Source organism: Oscillospiraceae bacterium MB08-C2-2 (genome assembly GCA_035621215.1).
Taxonomy (GTDB): domain Bacteria; phylum Bacillota; class Clostridia; order Oscillospirales; family Ruminococcaceae; genus WRAV01.
The window spans coordinates 892346-913274 of the sequence record CP141729.1; the positions used below are offsets into that span (position 1 = coordinate 892346).

Sequence of the window (20929 nt, forward strand, 5' to 3'; positions counted from 1 at the left end):
TGCGGTTCCCGCAATGCAAAGGTACGGTCTAAAGGCTAAAGTTTTCAGCCTTTTCAGCTTTGATCCTCCACCAATGCCAGCTGAACCTCAAAGGTATCGCTCTGCATGGAGGTGATCTGCCGATAAACAGTCAGGGTTACAATATCCCCTGCCTTATGCTGCTTCAAGATGGTTTTGACCTCATCGAAATTGGTCACTCTCTCACCGGCAATGTGGGTAATAATATCGTTTTTCTGGAGGGTATTTTCCCCCGGAATCACATTTTGATTCACAGTCTCAACCCGCAGGCCAAGAGGCACGCCATATTTGCGTACATCGTATTCATCCACTTCTCTGGCAGTGATGTTCAGAACCACTCGCCCAGTTACACGGCCATGGGAGATCAGGTCATTGATAATGGGCTGGGCATCCGCGACGGGAATAGCGAACCCCAAACCTTCGAAGCCGGTTGCAAAAATTTTGGAGGAATTGATGCCGATAACCTGACCGTATTCGTTGACCAAAGCACCGCCGGAGTTGCCGGGATTGATAGCGGCATCGGTCTGGATATAGTTCATGGTATAAGTGGTAGTGCGCACAATGCGGTCCACAGCCGAAACAATGCCCTGTGTCACACTGCCTGCCAGCTCCAAACCGGCGGGGTTGCCGATAGCCAGCACGGTCTCCCCCACTACAACCTGAGTGGAATCGCCAAACACAGCAGGAACCAGGCCTTCTGCCTCAATTTTAAGTACAGCCAGATCGGTCTGACGGTCTGTACCCACCAGCACCGCCGGATACGGGTCACCATTGTGAAGAATAATTTTAATATCGCTGGCATTTTCCACCACATGGGCATTGGTGACAATGTATCCGGATTCTGTCATGATAATGCCAGAGCCTACACCAGTCGGCTCATAAAAATCGGTGCGCTCATATTTTACCACGCCCACTACCGAAGGCAGAACAGCCTGTGCCACTTGAGGAATGGTCATTTTCCCATCGACAACAGCTTCTTCCGGGCGGGATTCAATTTCAAGCTGAACGCTGTCATCCCGATTCACTGCGGGCAGGCTCTCGTCGGTTTTATCGTCCGGCACAGCCGTGTCCGGCGAGGAGGAACCAGGCCCTGCCTCCGCAACCGAGGAATCAAAGCTCATATAGTTATAGATGCCAAAACCGGAAACAAAAACCAAAGCCAGCGCCATCAGCAGCAAAACCGCCACGCCGAATACAACCAGCCCCCGGTTTTTCTTTCCCCTTTTGCGGATCGGGTCTAAACGGTCATAGTCCTCAAAATTCCACTGGTATTTCGGCTGCTCCTTCTGAGGCCCTGGGGCAGAAGGCTGCTGCCATCCATTACCGGAATTGGGCGGAGCCTGATATGGGTTCTGCTGGTAATTTCCGTATTGGTAATAAGGCGGCCTCTGTTGGCCGTTGCCATTATTGCTGTAACCGCCCGAACCCTGGTATTGGCCGCCGGGAGCCTGCCAGCCCCCTTGCCTTGTATAGCCCTGAGGCGGCGGGTTAAACCCGGGAGTGCTTCCGGAATGAGAATCAGCTCCCCGCCCGGAATCTTCGCCGGCAGAACCTTGGCCGGAAGGCCGGTTAAATTGATCGTTCATATGGTTCCCCTCCAAAAAAGAAATAAGCTTTCAAATAATAGGGCCCAAAGCAAGGCGGCTATACCTGCCTGCTGAAAAGTATATGCTCTATTCCCGCTGTATAGAAACCGTATCAGGCTCCTTCAGTGGTTTTCGGGTTGGGCAGGCTGATTTCGAACTCTGTATATTCGCCAAGCACACTGCGCACCAGAATATCACCCTTATGGTAGTTGATAATGGATTTTACAATGTGCAGCCCCAGACCAACACCCTGTTTATTGAGGCTTCGGGATTTATCTGATTTATAAAACCGCTCAAAAAGCTTTGGCGTTTCTTCTTTAGCAATACCAGCGCCGCTGTTGCGAATAGCTATATAGGTCATTTCCTCATCACTGTGGTAATGAACCGAAATATAACCTTTATCTTCCACAAATTTTACAGCGTTATCCACCAAATTGTAAATGACCTGGTGGATCAGATCCACATCCGCCTCAACCAGAACCTTATCGGTCTCAAGACCCATAATTTCTACCTGCTTTTCTTCAAGGCGGGCCTCAAAGGTAAAAATGGTCTGGCGGACAATTTCACTGATATCAAAAATGCTAAGTGTGAGCTCCAGCTCACCGGCTTCGATCCGAGCCGTATCCAGCATAGAACGAACCAACCGGGAAAGCCGCTTGATTTCAATCGAAACAATCTTTAAATACTGCTCCCTTTTTTCTTCCGGTATGGTGCCATCCAGCATACCATCCACAAAACCGGAGATAGTGGTCATGGGCGTGCGAAGCTCATGGGAGACATTGGCGGTAAAAAGCCGCCGAGAGCTTTCCAGCGCCGCTACAGAAGATGCCATATTATTGATAGCCATAGCCAGCTGGCCAATCTCATCATAACTGGCCACCGGCAGACGTACCGAAAAATCCCCACGGGTGAAGCTTTGCATCGCTTGCAGCATATCTTTAAGAGGCTTTACCATCTGAGAGGTAACAAAATAGAGAACCACAAACGCAAGCACCAGCACAATAACCGCACTAATCAAAAACATGCGAAGGATTTCTCCTAAAAACAGCGCAACGCTCCGAGCAGAGGATGCCGCAAAAAGAACGCCGATGGTTTCGCCTGCGCTGGTGGTAACCGGAACCGCCACCGTGTGGTAAACAGAATTATAAACGCCGCCCAGTGTGCCGGTCTCCTCATAGTAGCCCTGCGAGATCACAGTCTGAATCACCGACTGGGGCGCCTGCTTCTGGCTGTAATCGTAGTCATTGACCCTTTGCTGAAGCACAACCTCTCCCGCTGTATCTACCAGCGAAAAATCCGAATCGGTTACATTGGAGAGAATGCGGTAAGTGGTTGTGATAATCTGCTCATCCACAAAAGCACCCTGATTGCGCTCATAATTTGCCACTGTTACCGCCGCAGCCTGACGGGCGTTGCGTTCCAGTTTTTCATAATTTTCCTGCTTGAAATACTGAAAGGCACACAAAAGGAGAACCCCACCCAGCGCCACAATACTGACAAAAATGGAGCAGAAATATACAACCATCTGTTTTTTTACAAGTCCATTTTTCATAGTGGGCACCGCAGCTCCTATACCAATATATTATACTATATTTTCCAGCGAAAAAGAAGGCATTGCCGTTAAAATTCCGCAACGCCTCCCAAGGGCTATTCCTTCACTTCGAACTTATAGCCCACGCCCCACACTGTTTTAAGATTCCATTTATCTGAAACCCCTTCCAGCTTTTCACGCAAACGCTTCACATGGACATCCACAGTCCGGGAGTCGCCATAATATTCAAAGCCCCACACCTCATCCAAAAGCTGGTCACGAGTATAAACCCGGTTGGGGTTGCTGGCCAAATGAAAAAGCAGCTCCAACTCTTTGGGTGGGGTATCCACCACCTTGTTGTTCACCTTCATTTCGTATTTGGTCATGTTGACCACCAGCTTGTCGTAGCTGACCTCCTTGCTGTCGGAGGTATCGGAGTTTTTGCCGGTACGGCGAAGAACCGCCTTGATACGGGCCACAATCTCCTTGGAATCAAAGGGCTTGACCACATAATCATCAGCCCCCAGCTCAAGGCCCAAAACCTTATCAAAGGTCTCACCCTTGGCTGTAATCATAATAATCGGGCAGCTGGATTTTTTGCGTATTTCCCGGCAAACCTGCCAGCCATCCAGCTTGGGCATCATAATATCCAGCAGGACCAGATCAGGGCTTTCCCCCCGGAACTTGGTGAGAGCCTCCTCGCCATCTTCCCCTATAATCACAGTATAGCCTTCCTTTTCCAAATACAGGCGGAGCAATTCCGCAATGTTTTTATCATCATCCGCCACCATTATTGTACCCATGGACATACTTTTTGCCTCCTCTGCTTTATTGTCTGTATTGTCTTAAAGGCGCTTTTATAGGAATTAGCCGTAATTCCCCCGCCTTTTTGATAATTCCTCTGAATTGAATCGTTATATAGTTATTATACTATAATTGACTTCTGAGTGATGAACAATTTTTAAAGGTTTTTTCTCTGTATCGTGACCAAAGCTCTTGCAGTAAAAGCCTTTGGCCGTTATAATAATACGATGGAGTTAAGCCCATGCGGCATTGCCGCGGGGAATTATTTTATTGGCCACTTTCTGCTGCGCAGACACAATGGCCGTTTTGTTGCGCTTGCAGCAGCAAAAGAAAGGATAACACAAATGAAATTAGGAATGGTTGGTTTGCCTAATGTAGGCAAAAGCACACTTTTTAATGCCATAACCAACGCGGGGGCGGCCTCGGCCAATTACCCCTTTTGCACCATAGAGCCCAATGTAGGCGTGGTTTCGGTACCGGATAAGCGGTTGGACGCTTTGGCTAAAATGCACCAGCCCGAAAAGCTTACCCCGGCTGTGCTGGAATTTGTGGATATTGCAGGACTTGTAAAAGGTGCCTCCAAGGGAGAGGGTCTGGGTAATAAGTTTCTTTCCAACATCCGTGAGGTGGATGCCATTGTGCATGTGGTGCGCTGCTTTGAGGATGGAGAGGTCATTCATGTGGATGGGCAGATTGGCCCCTCCCGGGATATTGAAACCATCAATTTAGAGCTGATCTTCTCGGATCTGGACATTGTGGACCGGCGCATTGACCGGGCCACTAAGGCCGCTAAGGGCAACAAAAAGTTCTTGGGTGAGGTCGAGATGCTCCAGCGGCTCAAGACTCATCTGGAGGAAGGCAAGCCTGCCCGTTCTTTTGTGTGTTCCGAGGAGGAGCAAGGCTATCTGGACGAAGCACCACTGCTTTCGGGCAAGCCGGTTATTTATGCAGCCAATCTGAGCGAAGAAGATTTTATCAATAAGATTGAAACCAGCCCCTATTACCAGCAGGTTTTAGCGATTGCCAAGGAAGAAGGCGCTCAGGTGCTCCCCATCTGCGCCAAAATCGAGGAAGAAATCTCCGATATGTCCCCGGAGGATAAGATGATGTTCCTCAGTGATCTTGGGCTGGAAAACTCTGGCCTGGACCGCATCATTCAGGCAGGCTATTCTCTTCTGGGGCTGATCTCCTATTTAACCGCCGGCAAACCGGAGGTCAGAGCTTGGACCATCACCAAGGGCACCAAGGCGCCACAGGCTGCCGGTAAAATTCATACCGATTTTGAAAAGGGCTTTATCCGGGCCGAAATCGTTTCTTTTGACGACCTGATGGCCTGCGGCAGCATGGCCGCAGCTAAAGAAAAGGGCCTTGTTCGCTTGGAAGGCAAGGAATATGTGGTGCAGGACGGAGACATTGTTTTGTTCCGCTTTAACGTTTAAGGTTTCCCCAATTGCAACAAAATAGGCCGCCGCTCTACCGCCAATGAAAATACCCCATACATTACACTGCCCCCGCTGTATCTTTATCATTTTAAAGGTCAGCGGGGGCAGTTTTTTTCTTGCCGCTCTGATGAGCTGTATGGTATACTGTCAAGTACTGATAGTATGGCTGTTTTCGGCTAAATTGTACACTCTTTTTTCATTCCATGGTGATGCTTATTTCAACCATGGAATAAAGCTCACCACCAACACCCTATTTCTTTATTATGACAAACTGAGGTGATTTCTTGAAGCGTGGAATTGTGCTGGCGGGAGGCGGTTCCAGAGGTCCCTATGAAATCGGCGTATGGCAGGCTCTGAGAGAACTGGAAATTTCTTTTGATATCGTCACCGGAACCTCGGTGGGCGCCCTGAATGGCGCCCTAATGGTACAGGGCAGCTTCGAGCAGGCAAAAGCACTGTGGCAGAGCATTTCTTCTGCTGATGTTATTTCCGGCCTTCCTGCCGAAAGCACCATGCATGATCCCAGATTATATGCATCCTTTCTTCGAAAAGCGGTGGAACAGGGCGGTATGGATACCACTCCATTGGAAGAAACCCTGCGCCGTATCATCGACGAGGATGCTTTTCGCCAATCACCCATCGAATATGCACTGGTCACCGTGGAGTATCCTTCCTTTCGGCCAGTCAACTTAACCAAGGAACAGATTCCACAGGGAAAGCTGGTGGATTACCTGCTGGCTTCCAGCGCTTGCTTCCCTGCCTTCCGCCAACGGGAAATCGACGGCAGCCGCTTTATTGACGGCAGCTATTACGATGTGATGCCGGTGAATCTCGCCGTGGAATGCGGCGCTGAGGAAATCATCGCCGTGGATTTGCACTCCCTTGGGCTGCACCCTCAGGTAAAGGCCGGCTATCCCATCACTATTATCCAAAGCCATTGGGATTTAGGCATCTTTCTGGTATTTGATCCGGCCATTGCCCGGCGCAATATGGTGCTGGGCTATCAAGATGCCATGAAAGCGTTTCGCCGGTTAGAAGGAAAGGCTTATACCTTTTTCCCGGGTGAAACCGCCCGGAATGCTCTGGTGCTCAGCCATACAGTCCATTCCATGCGCCGCCGCTTTCGGGAACTGCTTTTAAACGAAGCTTCCAGCCCCTCCCGTGATTTGGCTCTCTATCGTCTGCGCAAAGCGCTCAGCCTGACAGATAAGCAAAAATACGGACGTTTGATGACACAGGCAGCTGAAACAGCGGGGGAAATTTTCCAGCTTGATCCTGCCCGAAGCTACAGCTTTGGTGAATTCAACCGCTGCCTTTTAACCGCAGTAAAGGATAGAACCACTTCTATTTCTGCTATGCCCAAGCTGGTCAGCATATCCGAACTTTTGCCGCTGGCAGCCCGGGAAACCACTCTCTGGCTGCTGGATGCTTTGCGCCAGGCCTATCATTCAGGAAGTGTTCCCCCTCGCTTTTGGCGACGGGCGGCCGTATCCACCAAAGAATCGGTAGCCGCTCTGTATCTGTTTATTCTGGAACTTTCCCGAGGTATTTAGGGGCTGTTATTCGCAATAAACCGCCGTGCCGGAAGCGGTCACCATCAGCATTCCATTATCGGCTCCCAGCACTTCATAATCCATATCAATGCCAACAACTGCGTTGGCGCCCATATTCCGAGCCCGCTGTGCCATTTCCTGCAAAGCCGCCTGACGGGCATCAATCAGCTCCTCTTCATAACTGCCGGAGCGTCCTCCGAAAAAATTGGTCAGCCCGGCTGCAAAATCCTTAATAAAATTCACACCATTGACTACCTCTCCAAAAACGATTCCTTTGTATTCCTTAATTACCTTGCCTTCGATTGTGGGGGTTGTGGTTAAAATCATGGTTTTTCTCCCTTTCACTGTAGAATGTAATTTGGCTGGCGTATGCTTCTTTTTTGTGCCCAGTATAGCAGAAATACAAAGGAATGTATAGCAATTATGCTGCGGCATAAACGGGATTTTTAGTAAAGTATTTTCCTTTCAGTGACTTTAATGTAAATATAAAGGCTTTGAATATACAATCTTTTTTAGCCTTTCATTCCTAAAGGAGGACTTCCCCTAATGAAAAGTATACTCAATTTTGGCTCACTTAATCTGGATCACGTTTATTCGGTGGAACACTTTGTCAAACCGGGCGAAACTCTCGCTTCGCTTGGTTATCAGGTATTTCCCGGTGGCAAGGGCCTTAATCAGTCCATTGCCCTTTCACTGGCGGGTGGTCAGACCTTTCATGCGGGTAAGGTTGGGGCAGACGGTCTCTGGCTGGTGGATTTACTGGCCGAAAAAGGGGTTGATACCCGCTTTGTGGAAACTGACGGCCAACACACTGGTCACGCCATGATTCAAGTCAACAGCAAAGGGCAAAACTGTATTTTACTTTATGGCGGGGCCAACGCTGAAATCAGTGAAGCGGCCATCGAAAAAACGCTTTCGCATTTTTCTGCCGGTGACCTATTGGTTCTGCAAAATGAGATAAATGGCCTGCCCTTTCTGATGGAAAAAGCCTATGAAAAGGGCATGGAGATTGCCCTGAATCCCTCCCCCATTACATCGGAACTGCTTAATTATCCTCTTGAAAAGGTGACTTGGTTCTTACTCAATGAATTAGAGGGGCAAACCCTCAGTGGTAAAAGCCTGCCGAATGAAATCTGCGAAGCTCTTTTAAAAAAGTATCCGCAGTCCCGCATTGTTTTAACTCTTGGCAAAGAAGGCGTTCTCTACCGGGATAGCCAACAGAGTTTCACGCACGGCATCTATGATGTGCCGGTTGTGGATACCACCGCTGCAGGCGATACCTTTACCGGCTTTCTGCTTGCCAGCGCCGCTCAGGGAGCCTCGATTCCACGTGCTTTGGAGCTGGCTTCTATTGCTTCTTCCTTAGCTGTTTCCCAAAAGGGAGCCGCTGTTTCCATCCCAACCATCCAACAGGTTACAGCAAGCAGCCTGCAACTGCTTTAAGGCAATTGCGAACATAAAGAGAAGGGCCATCCTTTACAGATGGCCCTTCTCTTTATGTAAGGAGGAAAATTCGCGATTAATAGTTTGTGGCGCGGATTTGGAAGTAAGATTTGGGATGATCGCAGGTGGGGCAAATTTCGGGAGCCTTTTTGCCAATAACAATGTGTCCGCAGTTGGCACACTGCCAGACCATTTCACCTTCACGGGAGAAGACAATGCCTTCTTCAATGTTGGCAAGCAGCTTGAGATAGCGCTCCTCGTGCTCTTTTTCAATGGCGGCTACCTGCTCAAACAGGAACGCAATTTTAGTGAAGCCCTCTTCTTGGGCTTCTTTGGCAAAGGTGGCATACATATCGGTCCATTCATAGTTTTCGCCTGCCGCTGCATCCTTTAGGTTCTGCATGGTATCAGGTACGCCGCCATGGAGAAGCTTAAACCAAATTTTTGCATGCTCTTTCTCATTGTCAGCTGTTTCCTGAAAGAGAGAGCCAATTTGATTGTAACCCTCTTTTTTCGCTTTGGAAGCGTAATACTGGTATTTGGTGTGCGCCTGAGATTCACCGGCGAAGGCGGCCATCAAATTTGCTTCGGTTCTGGTTCCTTTGAGTTCTTTCATTTGTTTTACCTCCACTTTGTAATAATATATTGATAATACCTTTTACACAGATTGATTTCCCGGCAATCGCCGGCACTGGGGGCATAGCCCCGTGAAATAAACATCATGCGCCTCAATTAAAAAGCCTTCTTGGGTCTCTGTTCCGGGAGAGAGCTGGGCCTGATAGGGTAAATCCACATCCAGAACCTTCCCGCAGAAGCGGCATTTCATATGATAATGGGCGGATAAGGTATGGTCAAAGCAATCGGCCGCACCCGGCAAAACAACACGCCGCAGCTTACCCTCCCCAATCAACAGGTTGAGGTTTCGATAAACAGTTGCTTTACTAATAGTGGGATGCTGCTGCACAACAGCGGCATAAACCTCTTCAGCTGTCGGGTGGAACAGTGTTCTGACAGCCTGCAGCACCAGATCACGCTGGATGGTATTTCTGCGTTCTATAATAATCATTCCTTATTAGTAATTATTATCGATAAATTCATACTACTCACTTTTCATTATATTGTCAAGGGGTTTATAAAAATATTCTAAAAATTCTCACCAATCCCCTTCCAATGCAAAGGCGAATCTGTAATTACCAATGCCCCAGCCACAGAAGTGTTAAAATGGAGGAATCCATTCTCATCCAGCCAAGCTCCTGTTTCCTCCAGAAGCACTGTTTCTTTAGAAGAACGATTGTAGCTGTAAATAAAAAGAGTTTCTGCATCCAAGCCCTTCTCCAGCTTAGCAATCACCTCAACGGACATACCAAAGCCAACCGGTTCCGCCAAGCTGATCACCATAACCTGATTGTCATAGCCCCCTTCAAACAGCTCCTTGATCCACACCGCCCGGGGTGAATCCATCGTTGCTAAAAGACACATATCCTGAACAGCTAAGGCTGGTTCCAAGGTGATGCGAACATCCAGCTGGCCGCCGGTAATGGTATCTGCTTTCAGCCGCAGGGGCATCTTCCCTGCTATTTCCGCTATACCCTGCAAGGCTTCTAAAGAAAGGTGGTTATAATCCCGAACCAAAAGGCTTGTGCTTCCCTTATTCTCTGCCTTTGCCTTATCCACTGCCTTTTGGGTTAAATCCATTGCTATTTCACGGGTAAGATAGCGATCCGATTCCTCTAGCTCAACGGATATTCCATCCTTCTCCTGACCATAAACAGAGGCCGCCTGTGTCCCCACAGGCAGGCAAAAGACAATGATTGCCGCAAAGCAAAAAAGAACACCCAGCCTTTTAATGATACCACCCATATTATGTTTCCCTCCCCTGTATCAATATTTTCAACATAGCATCCACCAACAAAAATGTCAATGGTCATTGATAAACTCCTGCGTATTGTAGTAGAATGATGCTGTAAGACAAAATATGGCATGGTTCGCCAGCTTTAAACAAGATTTATATAAGGAGGAATTTGATCCATGAAAACAGTAATTGTAGGCGGTGTGGCCGGAGGCGCCTCAGCGGCGGCACGCCTTCGCCGACTGGATGAGAAAGGCGAAATTATTCTCTTTGAAAGAGGCGAGCATATTTCCTTTGCAAACTGTGGGCTTCCTTATTATGTGGGCGGGGTAATCACCCAAAAATCCGCTTTAACTCTGCAAACCCCAGCCAGCTTTAACGGACGGTTTTGTGTGGATGTGCGAAATTTTAGCAATGTAACCGCCATTGACCGAACTGCTAAAACGGTAACGGTGCAAAATACACAAACCGGTGAAAGCTACACCGAAAGCTATGACAAGCTGGTTCTTTCCATGGGAGCAGAGCCTATTCGCCCGCCTCTCCCCGGTGTAGAGCTGGAGGGGGTATTTACCCTTCGCAACATCCCGGATACGTTGGCGATTCGCCAGTATATTGAAGAGAAAAAGCCTGCCTCTGCCGTGGTGGTAGGTGGAGGCTATATCGGAGTGGAAATGGCCGAAAACCTCATGGAAGCCGGCCTTTCGGTCACAGTGGTAGAGCTGGCCGATCATCTGATTGCGCCGCTGGATTTCGATATGGCCGTGGATGTTCACCGCTATCTTGCCTCAAAAGGAGCTGTTTTAAAACTAAACAATGGCCTGAAATCCATTGAGAAAGCTGAAAATGGACTCTCTGTAACTCTTTCTGACGGTCAGGTGGAGGCTGGGCTGGTTTTGATGGCCGTGGGTGTTCGCCCAGAAAGCGCCCTTGCCAAAGACGCCGGTTTAGAAGTCAATGCCCGAGGCTCCATTGTTGTGGATGAGCATATGCTCACTTCCGACCCGGATATTTACGCTGTCGGCGATGCTGTAGAAAGCACCGACTTCATTACAGGGCAAAAAGGCTTTGTTCCTCTTGCAGGGCCTGCCAATCGTCAGGGGCGCATTGCGGCAGACAACATCTGCGGTATTCCCAGCACTTACGGCGGAACACAAGGCTCGGCTATCCTTAAAGTGTTTGATATGACCGTAGCGGCAACCGGTATCAATGAGAAAACAGCTAAGGCCGCAGGGCTGCATTACGACAAGGTTTTCCTCTATAGTGCCCCCCATGCCTCCTATTACCCCGGCGGCTCCCCTATGTCGCTCAAAGTGCTGTATGAGAAGCCCTCCGGCAAGCTGCTGGGCGCTCAAATTGTGGGCTTTGAAGGCGTTGATAAGCGCTGCGATGTGCTGGCAACGGCCATTCGTTTGGGGGCCACGGCCATTGATCTGACTAGGCTGGAACTTTGCTACGCTCCCCCCTATTCCTCTGCAAAAGACCCGGTAAATATGGCTGGCTTTGTTATGGAAAACGACTTGACCGGCAAGGTAAAAACCTTCCACTGGCACGATGTGGCCGCATTGCCTCGGGATGGCAGTGTAACCCTTCTGGATGTGCGCACAGTGGGTGAGGTTGCCCACGGTAAAATCGAAGGCTTTATCAATATCCCTTTGGATAGCCTGCGGGAACGGCTGGATGAACTGGATAACAGCAAGCCCATTTATGTTCACTGCCACAGCGGCCTGCGCAGCTATGTGGCCTGCCGCATCCTTGCTGGCCACGGCTTTGACTGCCACAATCTCAGTGGAGGCTGGCGGCTCTATAACGCAGTGGTAAACATCTAGTTTTATTGCCTTTCAGATAAATGGCAGGCAATAAATCAAAGACTATAAAGGTATAGGAAATTCATCTAAATGAAGCACTGCCTCCACCAAAAACATTAATTATTTTACAAAAGAAAGCACCACTTGTCAGATTATTTTAGGCATGACTGTAAAAAATGTAAAAACATCGTCATATTTCTTGACAATTGTTACAAAAATGATTAAGATGATCCTCGGTTAGCGATTAGGAAAACCCATCGCTAATACAGATGTAAATGTCAGCAACTGTAAAAGGAGACATCTTAAATGAAAAAATTACTTACTTTATTATTGGTAGCCGCTCTTGCCACTTCTCTCTCTGCTTGTGGCCCTGAGAAGCCTGCTAGCAGCAACGAAGAGAGCACTGCCTCGGTTTCTGAAGCTGCCGAAGCTTCGGAAGAAGCCCCTGAGGAAGAGAGCGCTCCTGCTGAGGAGACCTCTGAAGAAGCATCTGCTGAAGCTTCCGAAGAAGCATCTGCCGAGGCTTCCGAAGAAGCATCTGCCGAAGCTTCCGAAGAAGCAGCTGCCGAGGCTTCCGTAGAAGCCATCAAGTAAGACATCGTCTTATTGGCACACAAAAGCTCCCATTCGATTGAATTCGAATTGGGAGCTTTTTCTTATGGATTGGCTCGGCCATTTTAACCCTTTGGCAAAACCAATGGGTTACTATCTGCAAAAGCAGCGAGTATATCACCATATGCGCAGGTCGATTTGCGCACTTTGCTTACGGACGCCCCGATGCGCAAGTATACCATAACGCTTCGCTTTTATGGTATACTAACCGCAAAGCGCTTATTATACCGCTTTATGCGCAGGGCGATTCGCTCACTTCGTTCTCTGCCGCCCCGATGCGCAAGTATACCATAACGCTTCGCTTTTATGGTATAATAACCGCAAAGCGCTTATTATACCGCTTTATGCGCAGGGCGATTCGCTCACTTCGTTCTCTGCCGCCCCGACGCGCAAGTATACCATAACGCTTCGCTTTTATGGTATAATAACCGCAAAGCGCTTATTATACCGCTTTATGCGCAGGGCGATTCGCTCACTTCGTTCTCTGCCGCCCCGATGCGCAAGTATACCATAACGCTTCGCTTTTATGGTATACTATATCAAAAGCTCTATTTTTCAGCCGGAAAGAGGGATTCAATGTATAAGATTTTGATTGTGGAGGATGACGCTGTCATCGCAGAGGAAATCAGCAAGGGGCTTGCCAAATGGGGATATAAAACAAAAGCCGTGGAGGATTTCTCCAGTGTGCTCACCCTGTTTGCAGAGTTTGAACCTCATCTTGTGCTGATGGATATTTCCCTTCCCTTTTATAATGGCTATCATTGGTGCCAAGAAATTCGGCGTATTTCTAAGGTGCCAGTGATGTTTCTTTCCTCCGCCTGTGAAAACATGAACATCATCATGGCTGTCAACATGGGCGGGGATGATTTTATCGCCAAGCCCTTTGATATGGAGATGCTCTCCGCCAAGGTGCAGGCGCTTCTGCGGCGCTGCTATTCCTTTCAGATGAATGCGGTTGTTGCCGAACACAGGGGGGCTATCCTGAACCTTTCAGATGGAACCCTGCTTTATAACGACCGTAAAATTGAGCTGACCCGCAACGAGCTGCGTATGCTCCAGCTTTTCTTTGAAAACAAAGGCAGAATTGTTTCCCGGGAGCTTTTGATGAAGCGCCTGTGGGAAAGCGACTGCTTTGTGGATGATAACACCCTGACTGTCAACATTGCCCGGCTGCGCAAAAAGCTGGAGGATGCGGGCCTTTCCGATTTTATCCACACAAAAAAAGGGGCAGGCTATCTGTTGGAGGATTCCTATGAGCAGGCTTAACAGGGGATGGCTGTTGGGCAAATGGCTTGCTTGCCGCTATCGGCTTCTGCTGGCTATCCTGCTGGGCAGCTCTTTATTTGTGGCTCTTTCTCTGCTCTCGCATATTGATTTTCGCCCCGCCCTCTATGGGGCGGGTTTATGTCTTTTTCTGACACTGCTTTGGAGTATCTACGATTGCCTGCGGTTTCTCCAAAAATGCAGACAGCTCCAAGGTATTCTTCAAAACTTTCGCATTACCGCAGAAGCAATGCCGGAGCCGCGAAGCCTGCCGGAAGAAACCTATCAGAGCCTGATTCGGGAGCTGTATAACGACCGAACCGCTCAACTGGCGGAACACGAAAAATCCAAGAGTGAGCGGGAGGATTACTACACCCTTTGGGTACACCAGATTAAAACGCCTATAGCGGCTCTGCGTCTCCTTCTCCAATCAGACGATCTGCACGGCAATGTTTTTGCCATGGAGCAAGAGCTTTTTAAAATAGAGCAGTATGCCGAAATGGTGCTGCAATACCTTCGTCTGGAAAGCCTTACCTGTGACCTGCTGCTCAAGGATTATTCCTTGTATGAGCTGGTTCGGCAATCGGTGCGGAAATACTCCCCTGCTTTTATCGGGAAGAGGCTTTCCCTTTCTCTCGATGAATTTGACTTCCCGGTTATTACCGATGAAAAATGGCTCTGCTTTGTATTGGAGCAGCTTCTTTCCAACTGTATCAAATACACCTTTAAAGGGGGCCTGCGCATTGAAATGGACAAAGTGGTTCCCCGTACCCTGCTCATTTCCGATACCGGTATTGGCATAAAAACAGAGGATATCCCACGCATATTTGAACGGGGCTTTACCGGCTACAATGGGCGGATGGACAAAAGCTCTACCGGAATCGGCCTGTATCTTTGTAAAAGGGTTACCGATCGCCTGGGTATTTCCCTGACTGTTTCTTCCGCACTGGGTGAGGGCACACAATACCGCCTTTATTTCCCACCCAACCCCGATGCACTAAATTAAGCATAACAGGAATATCCCCCCCTGCCGCCGGTTGATACAGCGGCTAAAACCAAACATTACAAAAATGAAAGCCTGAACCCTTGTATTGTAAGCCAAAGCTAAGGCAGCAAATTTAGCGCTTTGCTATACTTAAAGCCATAAAAGCAAAGGAGGAAGTTGCACTTGGCACTTTTAGAAGTAAAGAATCTCAAAAAAATATACACCACACGTTTTGGCGGCAATTCTGTTCAGGCATTGGAAAATGTGAGCTTTTCGGTGGAGCACGGGGAATATGTAGCCATCATGGGGGAATCCGGCTCCGGTAAAACCACACTGCTCAATCTGCTTGCTTCGTTGGATAAACCAACAGGCGGGGAAATCTATCTGGAGGGCACCGGCTTTTCTCAAATCCGCCCCAAGGCTCTGTGTGCCTTTCGCCGGGATAATCTTGGCTTTGTTTTTCAGGATTTCAATTTGCTGGATAGCTTTTCTTTGCAGGATAACATTCTGCTGCCACTGGTGCTGCAAGGGACAGAATTCCCCGAAATGCAGCAGCGCTTATCGGGCTTGGCGGAGCAGCTGGGTATCACAGCACTGCTCACCAAATATCCCTATGAGGTTTCAGGCGGGCAGAAGCAGCGGGCGGCGGCGGCCCGGGCACTGATTACCCAACCCAAGCTGGTGCTGGCGGATGAGCCAACCGGTGCGCTGGATTCCAAGGCATCCAGACAGCTTCTTGGCCTGTTTTCCGATATCAACCGGCAAGGGCAAACCATTTTGATGGTTACCCACAGCGTGCAGGCGGCAAGCCATGCCAAGCGGGTGTTGTTCATTAAGGATGGAAGCCTCTTCAATCAAATTTACCGGGGTGAGCAATCTTATGAGGAAATGTTCCGCATGATTTCCGATACTCTCTCGGTTTTACAGGCAGGAGGCACCCGCCATGCATAGCGTGCGTATACTCCCCCGGCTGGCTTGGGGAAGCATTCGGAAAAACATCCCCACCTATCTCCCCTACATCTTTGCCACATCCTTCGCAGTGCTTGTCTTTTTCATTTTCAGTGCCATTGCGGCTAATCCTATCATGCAAACAATGCCTCATGCCGGTTATCTTTCAATGCTGATGCAAATCGGCATGGTGCTTCTGGGCATTATTTTGGTACCCTTCCTATTTTATACCAACAGCTTTCTCATGAAGCGGCGTAAAAACGAACTGGGGCTTTACAGCATACTGGGGCTGGAAAAACGGCACATCGGCCTTATCGTTGCCGCAGAGACTGTTTTTATCTGTGTTGCTTCGCTTATCTTGGGCATTTTGATGGCACTGGCTTTTTCTAGGCTGATTTTCCTGCTTCTGCTCAACATAACCGACCTGCCGGTGAATATCACCTTCACCGCTCCTCTCTCCTGCTATGTGGGAACCGCCGTTTTCTTTGGCTGCGTGTTTCTTCTGAATCTTATCATCAATCTGATTCAGGTATATCGTTCCCGCCCGGCTGATTTGTTCCAGAGCGCCCGCAAAGGGGAAAAGCCCCCCAAGCGCCTTTGGCCCACGGCTGTGCTGGGGCTGGCCGCACTGGGGACCGGCTATTATCTGGCTGTGGGCTTTCGCCTCAACAGCGCTTTTCTTTTGATTGTGTTTGCCGCTATCCTTCTAGTGGTAGTTGGCACCTACTGCCTTTTTTCCGCGGGCATTATCATGCTTTTGCGGGTTCTCAAAGGGAATCGCCGCTTCTATTACAAAAAGAGCAACTTTGTAACGGTATCCGGTATGCTTTACCGGATGCGAAAGAATGCTGCCAGCCTCTCCAACATCTGCATTTTCAGCACCATGGTGATCATTACATTGATATGCACGGTATCCCTCTTTAAAGGGCTGCCCAGCATTACCAGCTACCGCCACCCGTATGATGTGGATATCCGCTTTATCAGCAGCAAAGCAACAGATCGGGAAGCAACGGAGCAAAAACTGCTTTCAGAGGCACAGGCCCAGAATATCACCTTGGCCGCACCCATTGCTTTTGAGTATATGACCCTCAATGTGGATCAAAAGGGCAGCTCCTTTCAGGAGGTCGCCCAGGGACAAACTGATTACCGGAGTGTCTACGCGATGCGTGTTCTCACTCTGGAGGATTACAATCGAATTCATGGCTCCAATGAATCCTTAGAACCGGACGAGGCCTTATTTTTCACCAACGGTGCCGATGCCGGGCTTAGAGAGATTCAAATAGCCGAAAGGTTTTATCGCATTAAAAGCGAGCTCCCCACTCTGATTTTTGAATCCAAGGAACCTCGGGCGCTGAGCAGCGATTACTATTTGATTGTTCCAAGCCGGGAAGATCAGCAGTATCTCTACGAGGCTATGAACCGCACCGAGGATCAGTGGATCTATACCGTCCGGTTTAATTTGGAAGGCTCGCAGGAAGGCATAGAAGCCTTCACACAGGGTCTTAGCCAATGGATTGGCGATACCCCAGGCTTTTCTGTGCTGAACAGCCGTCTCAATGACGAAAGACAGGATCGTGCCTTGTTGGGCGGGCTGCTGTTTTTGGGAATATTCTTCGGCATTATCTTTATGGTCTGCATGATTATGATTATGTACTATAAGCAGCTATCGGAAGGTTATGAGGATAAAAACAACTTTGATGTGATGCAGCAGGTGGGTATGAGCCAATCAGAGGTTAAAGCCACTATTGGCCGCCAGATTTTGATTGTGTTTTTTCTGCCGTTGGTAATGGCTCTGCTGCATACCGCTGTGGCACTAGGAGCTGTGGAAACAATGCTCAACACCTTGAATTTGTATAACCACAAGCTCATCGTATTCAGCACGATAGGCGTTTCTCTGGCTTTCACTGGTATTTACAGTGTCAGCTACCAGTTGACTGCCAAGGCCTATTATCGTTTGGTACGCCGCTGACTGCCATTAAAAAGGCCATCCTACGGGAGCAATTCCCATGGGATGGCCTTTTTATGGTATAATAACCGCAAAGCGTTTATTATACGTTCCATCTTTATGCCCGGCCTACGGCCACGGGCAATTATACCATAATGCTTCGCTTTTATGGTATAATAACCGCAAAGCGCTTATTATACTGCCTTATGCGCAGGGCGATTCGCTCACTGTGTTCGCTGCCGCCCTAGATGCGCAATTAGACCATTCACTGCGTTCATGGTCTAATAACCGCAAAGCGTTTATTATACGTCCCGTTTTTATGCCCGGCCTGCGGCTGTGGGCAATCATGCCGATCGGGAAAAGAGATGACAAGGAGCGGAATAGTTTGTACACCAACGACTGCACATGGAAAACCATGCAAAAATTTCTACCCATACCGGGCAGGTTGACCACAAAAGTTATGCCAACAGAGAGTTTTATCCAGCTCAGCGATGGGAGCCGGATTCATCTGGATACCTATGGGCAAACAGAACCCAAAGCAACCTTTGTTCTATTCCACGGCGTTGGTGGAAATGGGCGCCTGCTCTCCTTTCTGGCCGTGCCCTTACACGCCAGCGGCTATGAGGTCATCTGCCCTGATTTGCCCCTTTACGGTTACACCCAGTGCACTGGCACTGTTACATATAACTCTTGGGTTACAGCCGGTACAGAAATTGCCGAGCATCTTATCAAAAGAGGCAAGCGTGTGTTCCTGTTCGGATTGAGCGCAGGGGGGCTTCTCGCTTATCAAATAGCCTGTAACGTGCCCTCTGTATGCGGTGTTTTGGCTACTTGTATCTTAGATCAAAGGCAAAGGGAGATTACCGAAAAGACCTCTTCCCACCCCCTGCTGGTCAAGCTGCTTCCTGCTGCTTCAATCATCGCTAGAATTTTCCCCAATATTAAAATCCCCATGAAATGGGTTGCCAATATGAAGGCTATTGTCAACAGCCCGGAGCTTGCCCGCTTGCTTATGGCGGATAAAAGGGCTTCGGGAGCATGGGTTTCGCTGGCCTTTTTGAATACAATGCTCAACCCGGAAATCATACAAGAACCGGAGCAGTTCTCTTTACCCTTTGCTCTCTTGCATCCGCAGGAGGACCGCTGGACCGATTTATCCCTAAGCAAGCTATTTTATGATAAGCTGGCAGGTGAAAAAGAACTGCACATTTTAAAAGAAGCGGGGCACTTTCCCATTGAAGAGGCCGGTTGGAAGCTTCTGGTGGAAAACAGTATCCGCTTTATTGAAAAATACCGTTAAACTTATAACAGTCAGGGTACGAAAAGGCCCCCTGGTGTTCGGATGAACACCATGGGGCCTTTTGAAATATGTCTTAGGCTTTTTTGATTTTTTTATCGCCAATGGAAAGCAATAGGTTGAGCAGGATACCGAAAATTGCAGCACCTGCAACCGCAGGAATGCCCATTCCGAAGAAGTTAATGGTTCCGCCAAAGGTATAGTGAATACCAAGGCCAAGCACCATTACACTGGCAATAACCGCAATGTTCTTGGAGGAGAACATATCGCACTTCTTATCAATCAGAATAGCAACACCCTGTGCGGCAATGGCACCAAACAGGTATATTTCCAGCCCACCGATAACAGCCAGAGGAATGCCGTAAATCACACGGATAAGAGGGGTAAAGCAAGCCATAACCATAGCCATGATGGCAGAAACCATCAATACAGGCACGCTGAACACCCGGGTAATCGCCATGGTGCTGATGTTTTCACCGTAGTTTGTGCCAGCAGGGCCACCAATAACACCGGCAACCATATCGCACAAGCCGTCACCGATCAGGTTCTTATCCAGCATGGAAACCATGTCGTATTTTTTCTTTACGCCTTTTTCCTTCGCCACATCGTTCACATAAATATCAAGCTGGTATACATGAGCGGTGGATTCCGGGATGGTGGCAATGGCGATGGGCATAATGGCCGCAACAGCTGCCCAAGATACTTTGGGAAAAGAGAAGGCAGGCAAAGCGAAGAAGGAACCGTCTCCCATTTTCCAGGTAGAGGCTGCCAGCGCTTCTGGAGGCAGAGCACGGAAAAGATTGTAGCCCTCGCCGCCAATCATATAAAGGGCTACTGCTACCAGGCACCCAACTCCCGCACCGAGCAGCAGAGGGAGCTGCCCCAGAAAGCCTTTAAGGTATCGGGAAAACAGCACAGTGGAAAAAAAGGTCGCGAGAGAAACCAGCCAAACCAATTGGCTCTGTTCTCCGGCAGGAGCCGCATCCGCCAGCGCATTGCCGGCAAGGGTAAGGCCGATAATCATAGCGACAGGACCGGTTACACAAGGAGGCAAAATGCTTTCTACTGCATCACGGCCCGCCCAGCGGACCAAAAGGCCGGCTGCAACCGATACAAGGCCGGACATGATAATGCCGAACTGCGCAATCCTTATTGCCTCAGTGGGCAAAATCCCGTTGGTGGTTGCAAACCCCTCAGCAGCTACCAGACCCGAAATGGCGGAAAGATAAGCAAAGCTAGAGCCATAATACAGGGGCAGCTTCTTTCCTGTGATGAAAGCAAAGCAAAGGGTGGCAAGGCCGCTTGCAAAAATGGTGGTGGAAACCTGGAACCCCGTAATCAGTGCCACGGTGATGGTCGCGGGGAACATTACAACCACCTGCTGCAGTGCATACAGCAGGAGCTTCCCTGCGGGCGGCCTTTCGTCGGGTAGATAGCCAATTTTTTGCTTGTTCATTTGTTTGCAACTCCTTGTAATTTTTTGATTCTATTTTAATCAATCGCCTTAAAAGCAGGCTTCTGCTCTTGAAGGTGCAGGCAAGGCCTGCCGATGCCCTCAAAGGCATCCGGTTGTATATAGGCTCAAACTTAATTCACACTCTTTTCCGCAGGCATACAGAGAGCTTCTCACTGCCGCAATGCGTCATAATCTTGTTTATGAAGGCTTCCAAAAGGGCTTGCGTAAAGCCGGCAAGTTCCGCTTGATACCCTCAAAAAGCGTTTGGATACACTGCGTGCCTTGCCGGCGTGGCTATACCGGATAAAAATTTTATCCTTAATACTATAAAGCATATTTTGCACTTTGTCCAGAAAAACTTGCAAAATTCGCCGATTTTTTTTGCAGACCAA

18 protein-coding genes are annotated in these 20929 nt (G+C 48.9%); 10 read left to right on the top strand and 8 right to left on the bottom strand.

The window, feature by feature from the left end:
• Positions 1-53: 53 nt before the first annotated feature.
• From U6B65_03910 to U6B65_03920, 3 genes are all read right to left on the bottom strand, one after another.
• A complete protein-coding gene (locus U6B65_03910; GenBank protein WRS28285.1) occupies positions 54-1604 on the bottom strand; it encodes a trypsin-like peptidase domain-containing protein in 1551 nt (516 codons plus the stop codon).
• 112 nt (positions 1605-1716) lie between these two features.
• Positions 1717-3156 carry a HAMP domain-containing sensor histidine kinase gene (locus U6B65_03915; GenBank protein ID WRS28286.1) on the bottom strand — a complete coding sequence of 480 codons (1440 nt, stop codon included), beginning with the start codon at positions 3154-3156 and terminating at the stop codon, positions 1717-1719.
• Between the two features lie 95 nt (positions 3157-3251).
• The gene (locus tag U6B65_03920; protein WRS28287.1) at positions 3252-3944 is read right to left on the bottom strand and encodes a response regulator transcription factor; all 693 of its coding nucleotides are present in this window, start codon (positions 3942-3944) and stop codon (positions 3252-3254) included.
• A gap of 339 nt (positions 3945-4283) precedes the next feature.
• Between U6B65_03920 and ychF the strand changes: the two genes are divergently transcribed.
• Together ychF and U6B65_03930 are read left to right on the top strand one after the other, a co-directional pair.
• The gene (gene ychF / locus U6B65_03925) at positions 4284-5378 is read left to right on the top strand and encodes a redox-regulated ATPase YchF (protein WRS28288.1); all 1095 of its coding nucleotides are present in this window, start codon (positions 4284-4286) and stop codon (positions 5376-5378) included.
• Positions 5379-5665: 287 nt separating this feature from the next.
• The gene (locus U6B65_03930; protein ID WRS28289.1) at positions 5666-6934 is read left to right on the top strand and encodes a patatin-like phospholipase family protein; all 1269 of its coding nucleotides are present in this window, start codon (positions 5666-5668) and stop codon (positions 6932-6934) included.
• 6 nt (positions 6935-6940) lie between these two features.
• Here the strand turns inward: U6B65_03930 and U6B65_03935 are convergent, their stop codons facing one another.
• On the bottom strand, positions 6941-7261 hold the full coding sequence (locus tag U6B65_03935) for a putative heavy metal-binding protein (GenBank protein WRS28290.1): 321 nt from the start codon (positions 7259-7261) through the stop codon (positions 6941-6943).
• Between the two features lie 219 nt (positions 7262-7480).
• On the opposite strand from U6B65_03935, the gene U6B65_03940 reads away from it, so the two are divergent.
• Positions 7481-8377 (top strand): ribokinase, encoded by an 897-nt coding sequence (locus U6B65_03940; GenBank protein ID WRS28291.1) that lies wholly within the window; start codon positions 7481-7483, stop codon positions 8375-8377.
• Positions 8378-8453: 76 nt separating this feature from the next.
• On the opposite strand, the gene U6B65_03945 is transcribed toward U6B65_03940, so the two are convergent.
• The 3 genes from U6B65_03945 to U6B65_03955 all read right to left on the bottom strand — a co-directional run bounded on the left by U6B65_03945 (position 8454) and on the right by U6B65_03955 (position 10237).
• Positions 8454-8993 carry a rubrerythrin family protein gene (locus tag U6B65_03945; protein ID WRS28292.1) on the bottom strand — a complete coding sequence of 180 codons (540 nt, stop codon included), beginning with the start codon at positions 8991-8993 and terminating at the stop codon, positions 8454-8456.
• 42 nt (positions 8994-9035) lie between these two features.
• Entirely contained in the window at positions 9036-9443 is a 408-nt protein-coding gene (locus U6B65_03950) for a transcriptional repressor (GenBank protein ID WRS28293.1), read from the bottom strand.
• 77 nt (positions 9444-9520) lie between these two features.
• A complete protein-coding gene (locus tag U6B65_03955; GenBank protein WRS28294.1) occupies positions 9521-10237 on the bottom strand; it encodes a hypothetical protein in 717 nt (238 codons plus the stop codon).
• Positions 10238-10405: 168 nt separating this feature from the next.
• Between U6B65_03955 and U6B65_03960 the strand changes: the two genes are divergently transcribed.
• The 7 genes from U6B65_03960 (at position 10406) to U6B65_03990 (ending at position 19084) form a co-directional block, all read left to right on the top strand.
• Positions 10406-12052 (top strand): FAD-dependent oxidoreductase, encoded by a 1647-nt coding sequence (locus U6B65_03960; protein ID WRS28295.1) that lies wholly within the window; start codon positions 10406-10408, stop codon positions 12050-12052.
• Between the two features lie 285 nt (positions 12053-12337).
• Positions 12338-12625 carry a hypothetical protein gene (locus tag U6B65_03965; GenBank protein ID WRS28296.1) on the top strand — a complete coding sequence of 96 codons (288 nt, stop codon included), beginning with the start codon at positions 12338-12340 and terminating at the stop codon, positions 12623-12625.
• Between the two features lie 594 nt (positions 12626-13219).
• Positions 13220-13909 carry a response regulator transcription factor gene (locus U6B65_03970; protein WRS28297.1) on the top strand — a complete coding sequence of 230 codons (690 nt, stop codon included), beginning with the start codon at positions 13220-13222 and terminating at the stop codon, positions 13907-13909.
• On the top strand, positions 13896-14912 hold the full coding sequence (locus U6B65_03975; protein ID WRS28298.1) for a sensor histidine kinase: 1017 nt from the start codon (positions 13896-13898) through the stop codon (positions 14910-14912). The genes U6B65_03970 and U6B65_03975 overlap by 14 nt, the downstream gene beginning before the upstream one ends.
• 162 nt (positions 14913-15074) lie before the next feature.
• The gene (locus U6B65_03980) at positions 15075-15842 is read left to right on the top strand and encodes an ABC transporter ATP-binding protein (protein WRS28299.1); all 768 of its coding nucleotides are present in this window, start codon (positions 15075-15077) and stop codon (positions 15840-15842) included.
• Complete coding sequence (locus U6B65_03985; protein ID WRS28300.1) at positions 15835-17808, top strand: ABC transporter permease; 1974 nt, start codon at positions 15835-15837, stop codon at positions 17806-17808. The genes U6B65_03980 and U6B65_03985 overlap by 8 nt, the downstream gene beginning before the upstream one ends.
• A gap of 436 nt (positions 17809-18244) precedes the next feature.
• Positions 18245-19084 (top strand): alpha/beta hydrolase, encoded by an 840-nt coding sequence (locus U6B65_03990; GenBank protein ID WRS28301.1) that lies wholly within the window; start codon positions 18245-18247, stop codon positions 19082-19084.
• 73 nt (positions 19085-19157) lie between these two features.
• Here the strand turns inward: U6B65_03990 and U6B65_03995 are convergent, their stop codons facing one another.
• Positions 19158-20537 (bottom strand): solute carrier family 23 protein, encoded by a 1380-nt coding sequence (locus U6B65_03995; GenBank protein WRS28302.1) that lies wholly within the window; start codon positions 20535-20537, stop codon positions 19158-19160.
• Between the last annotated feature and the right edge of the window lie 392 nt (positions 20538-20929).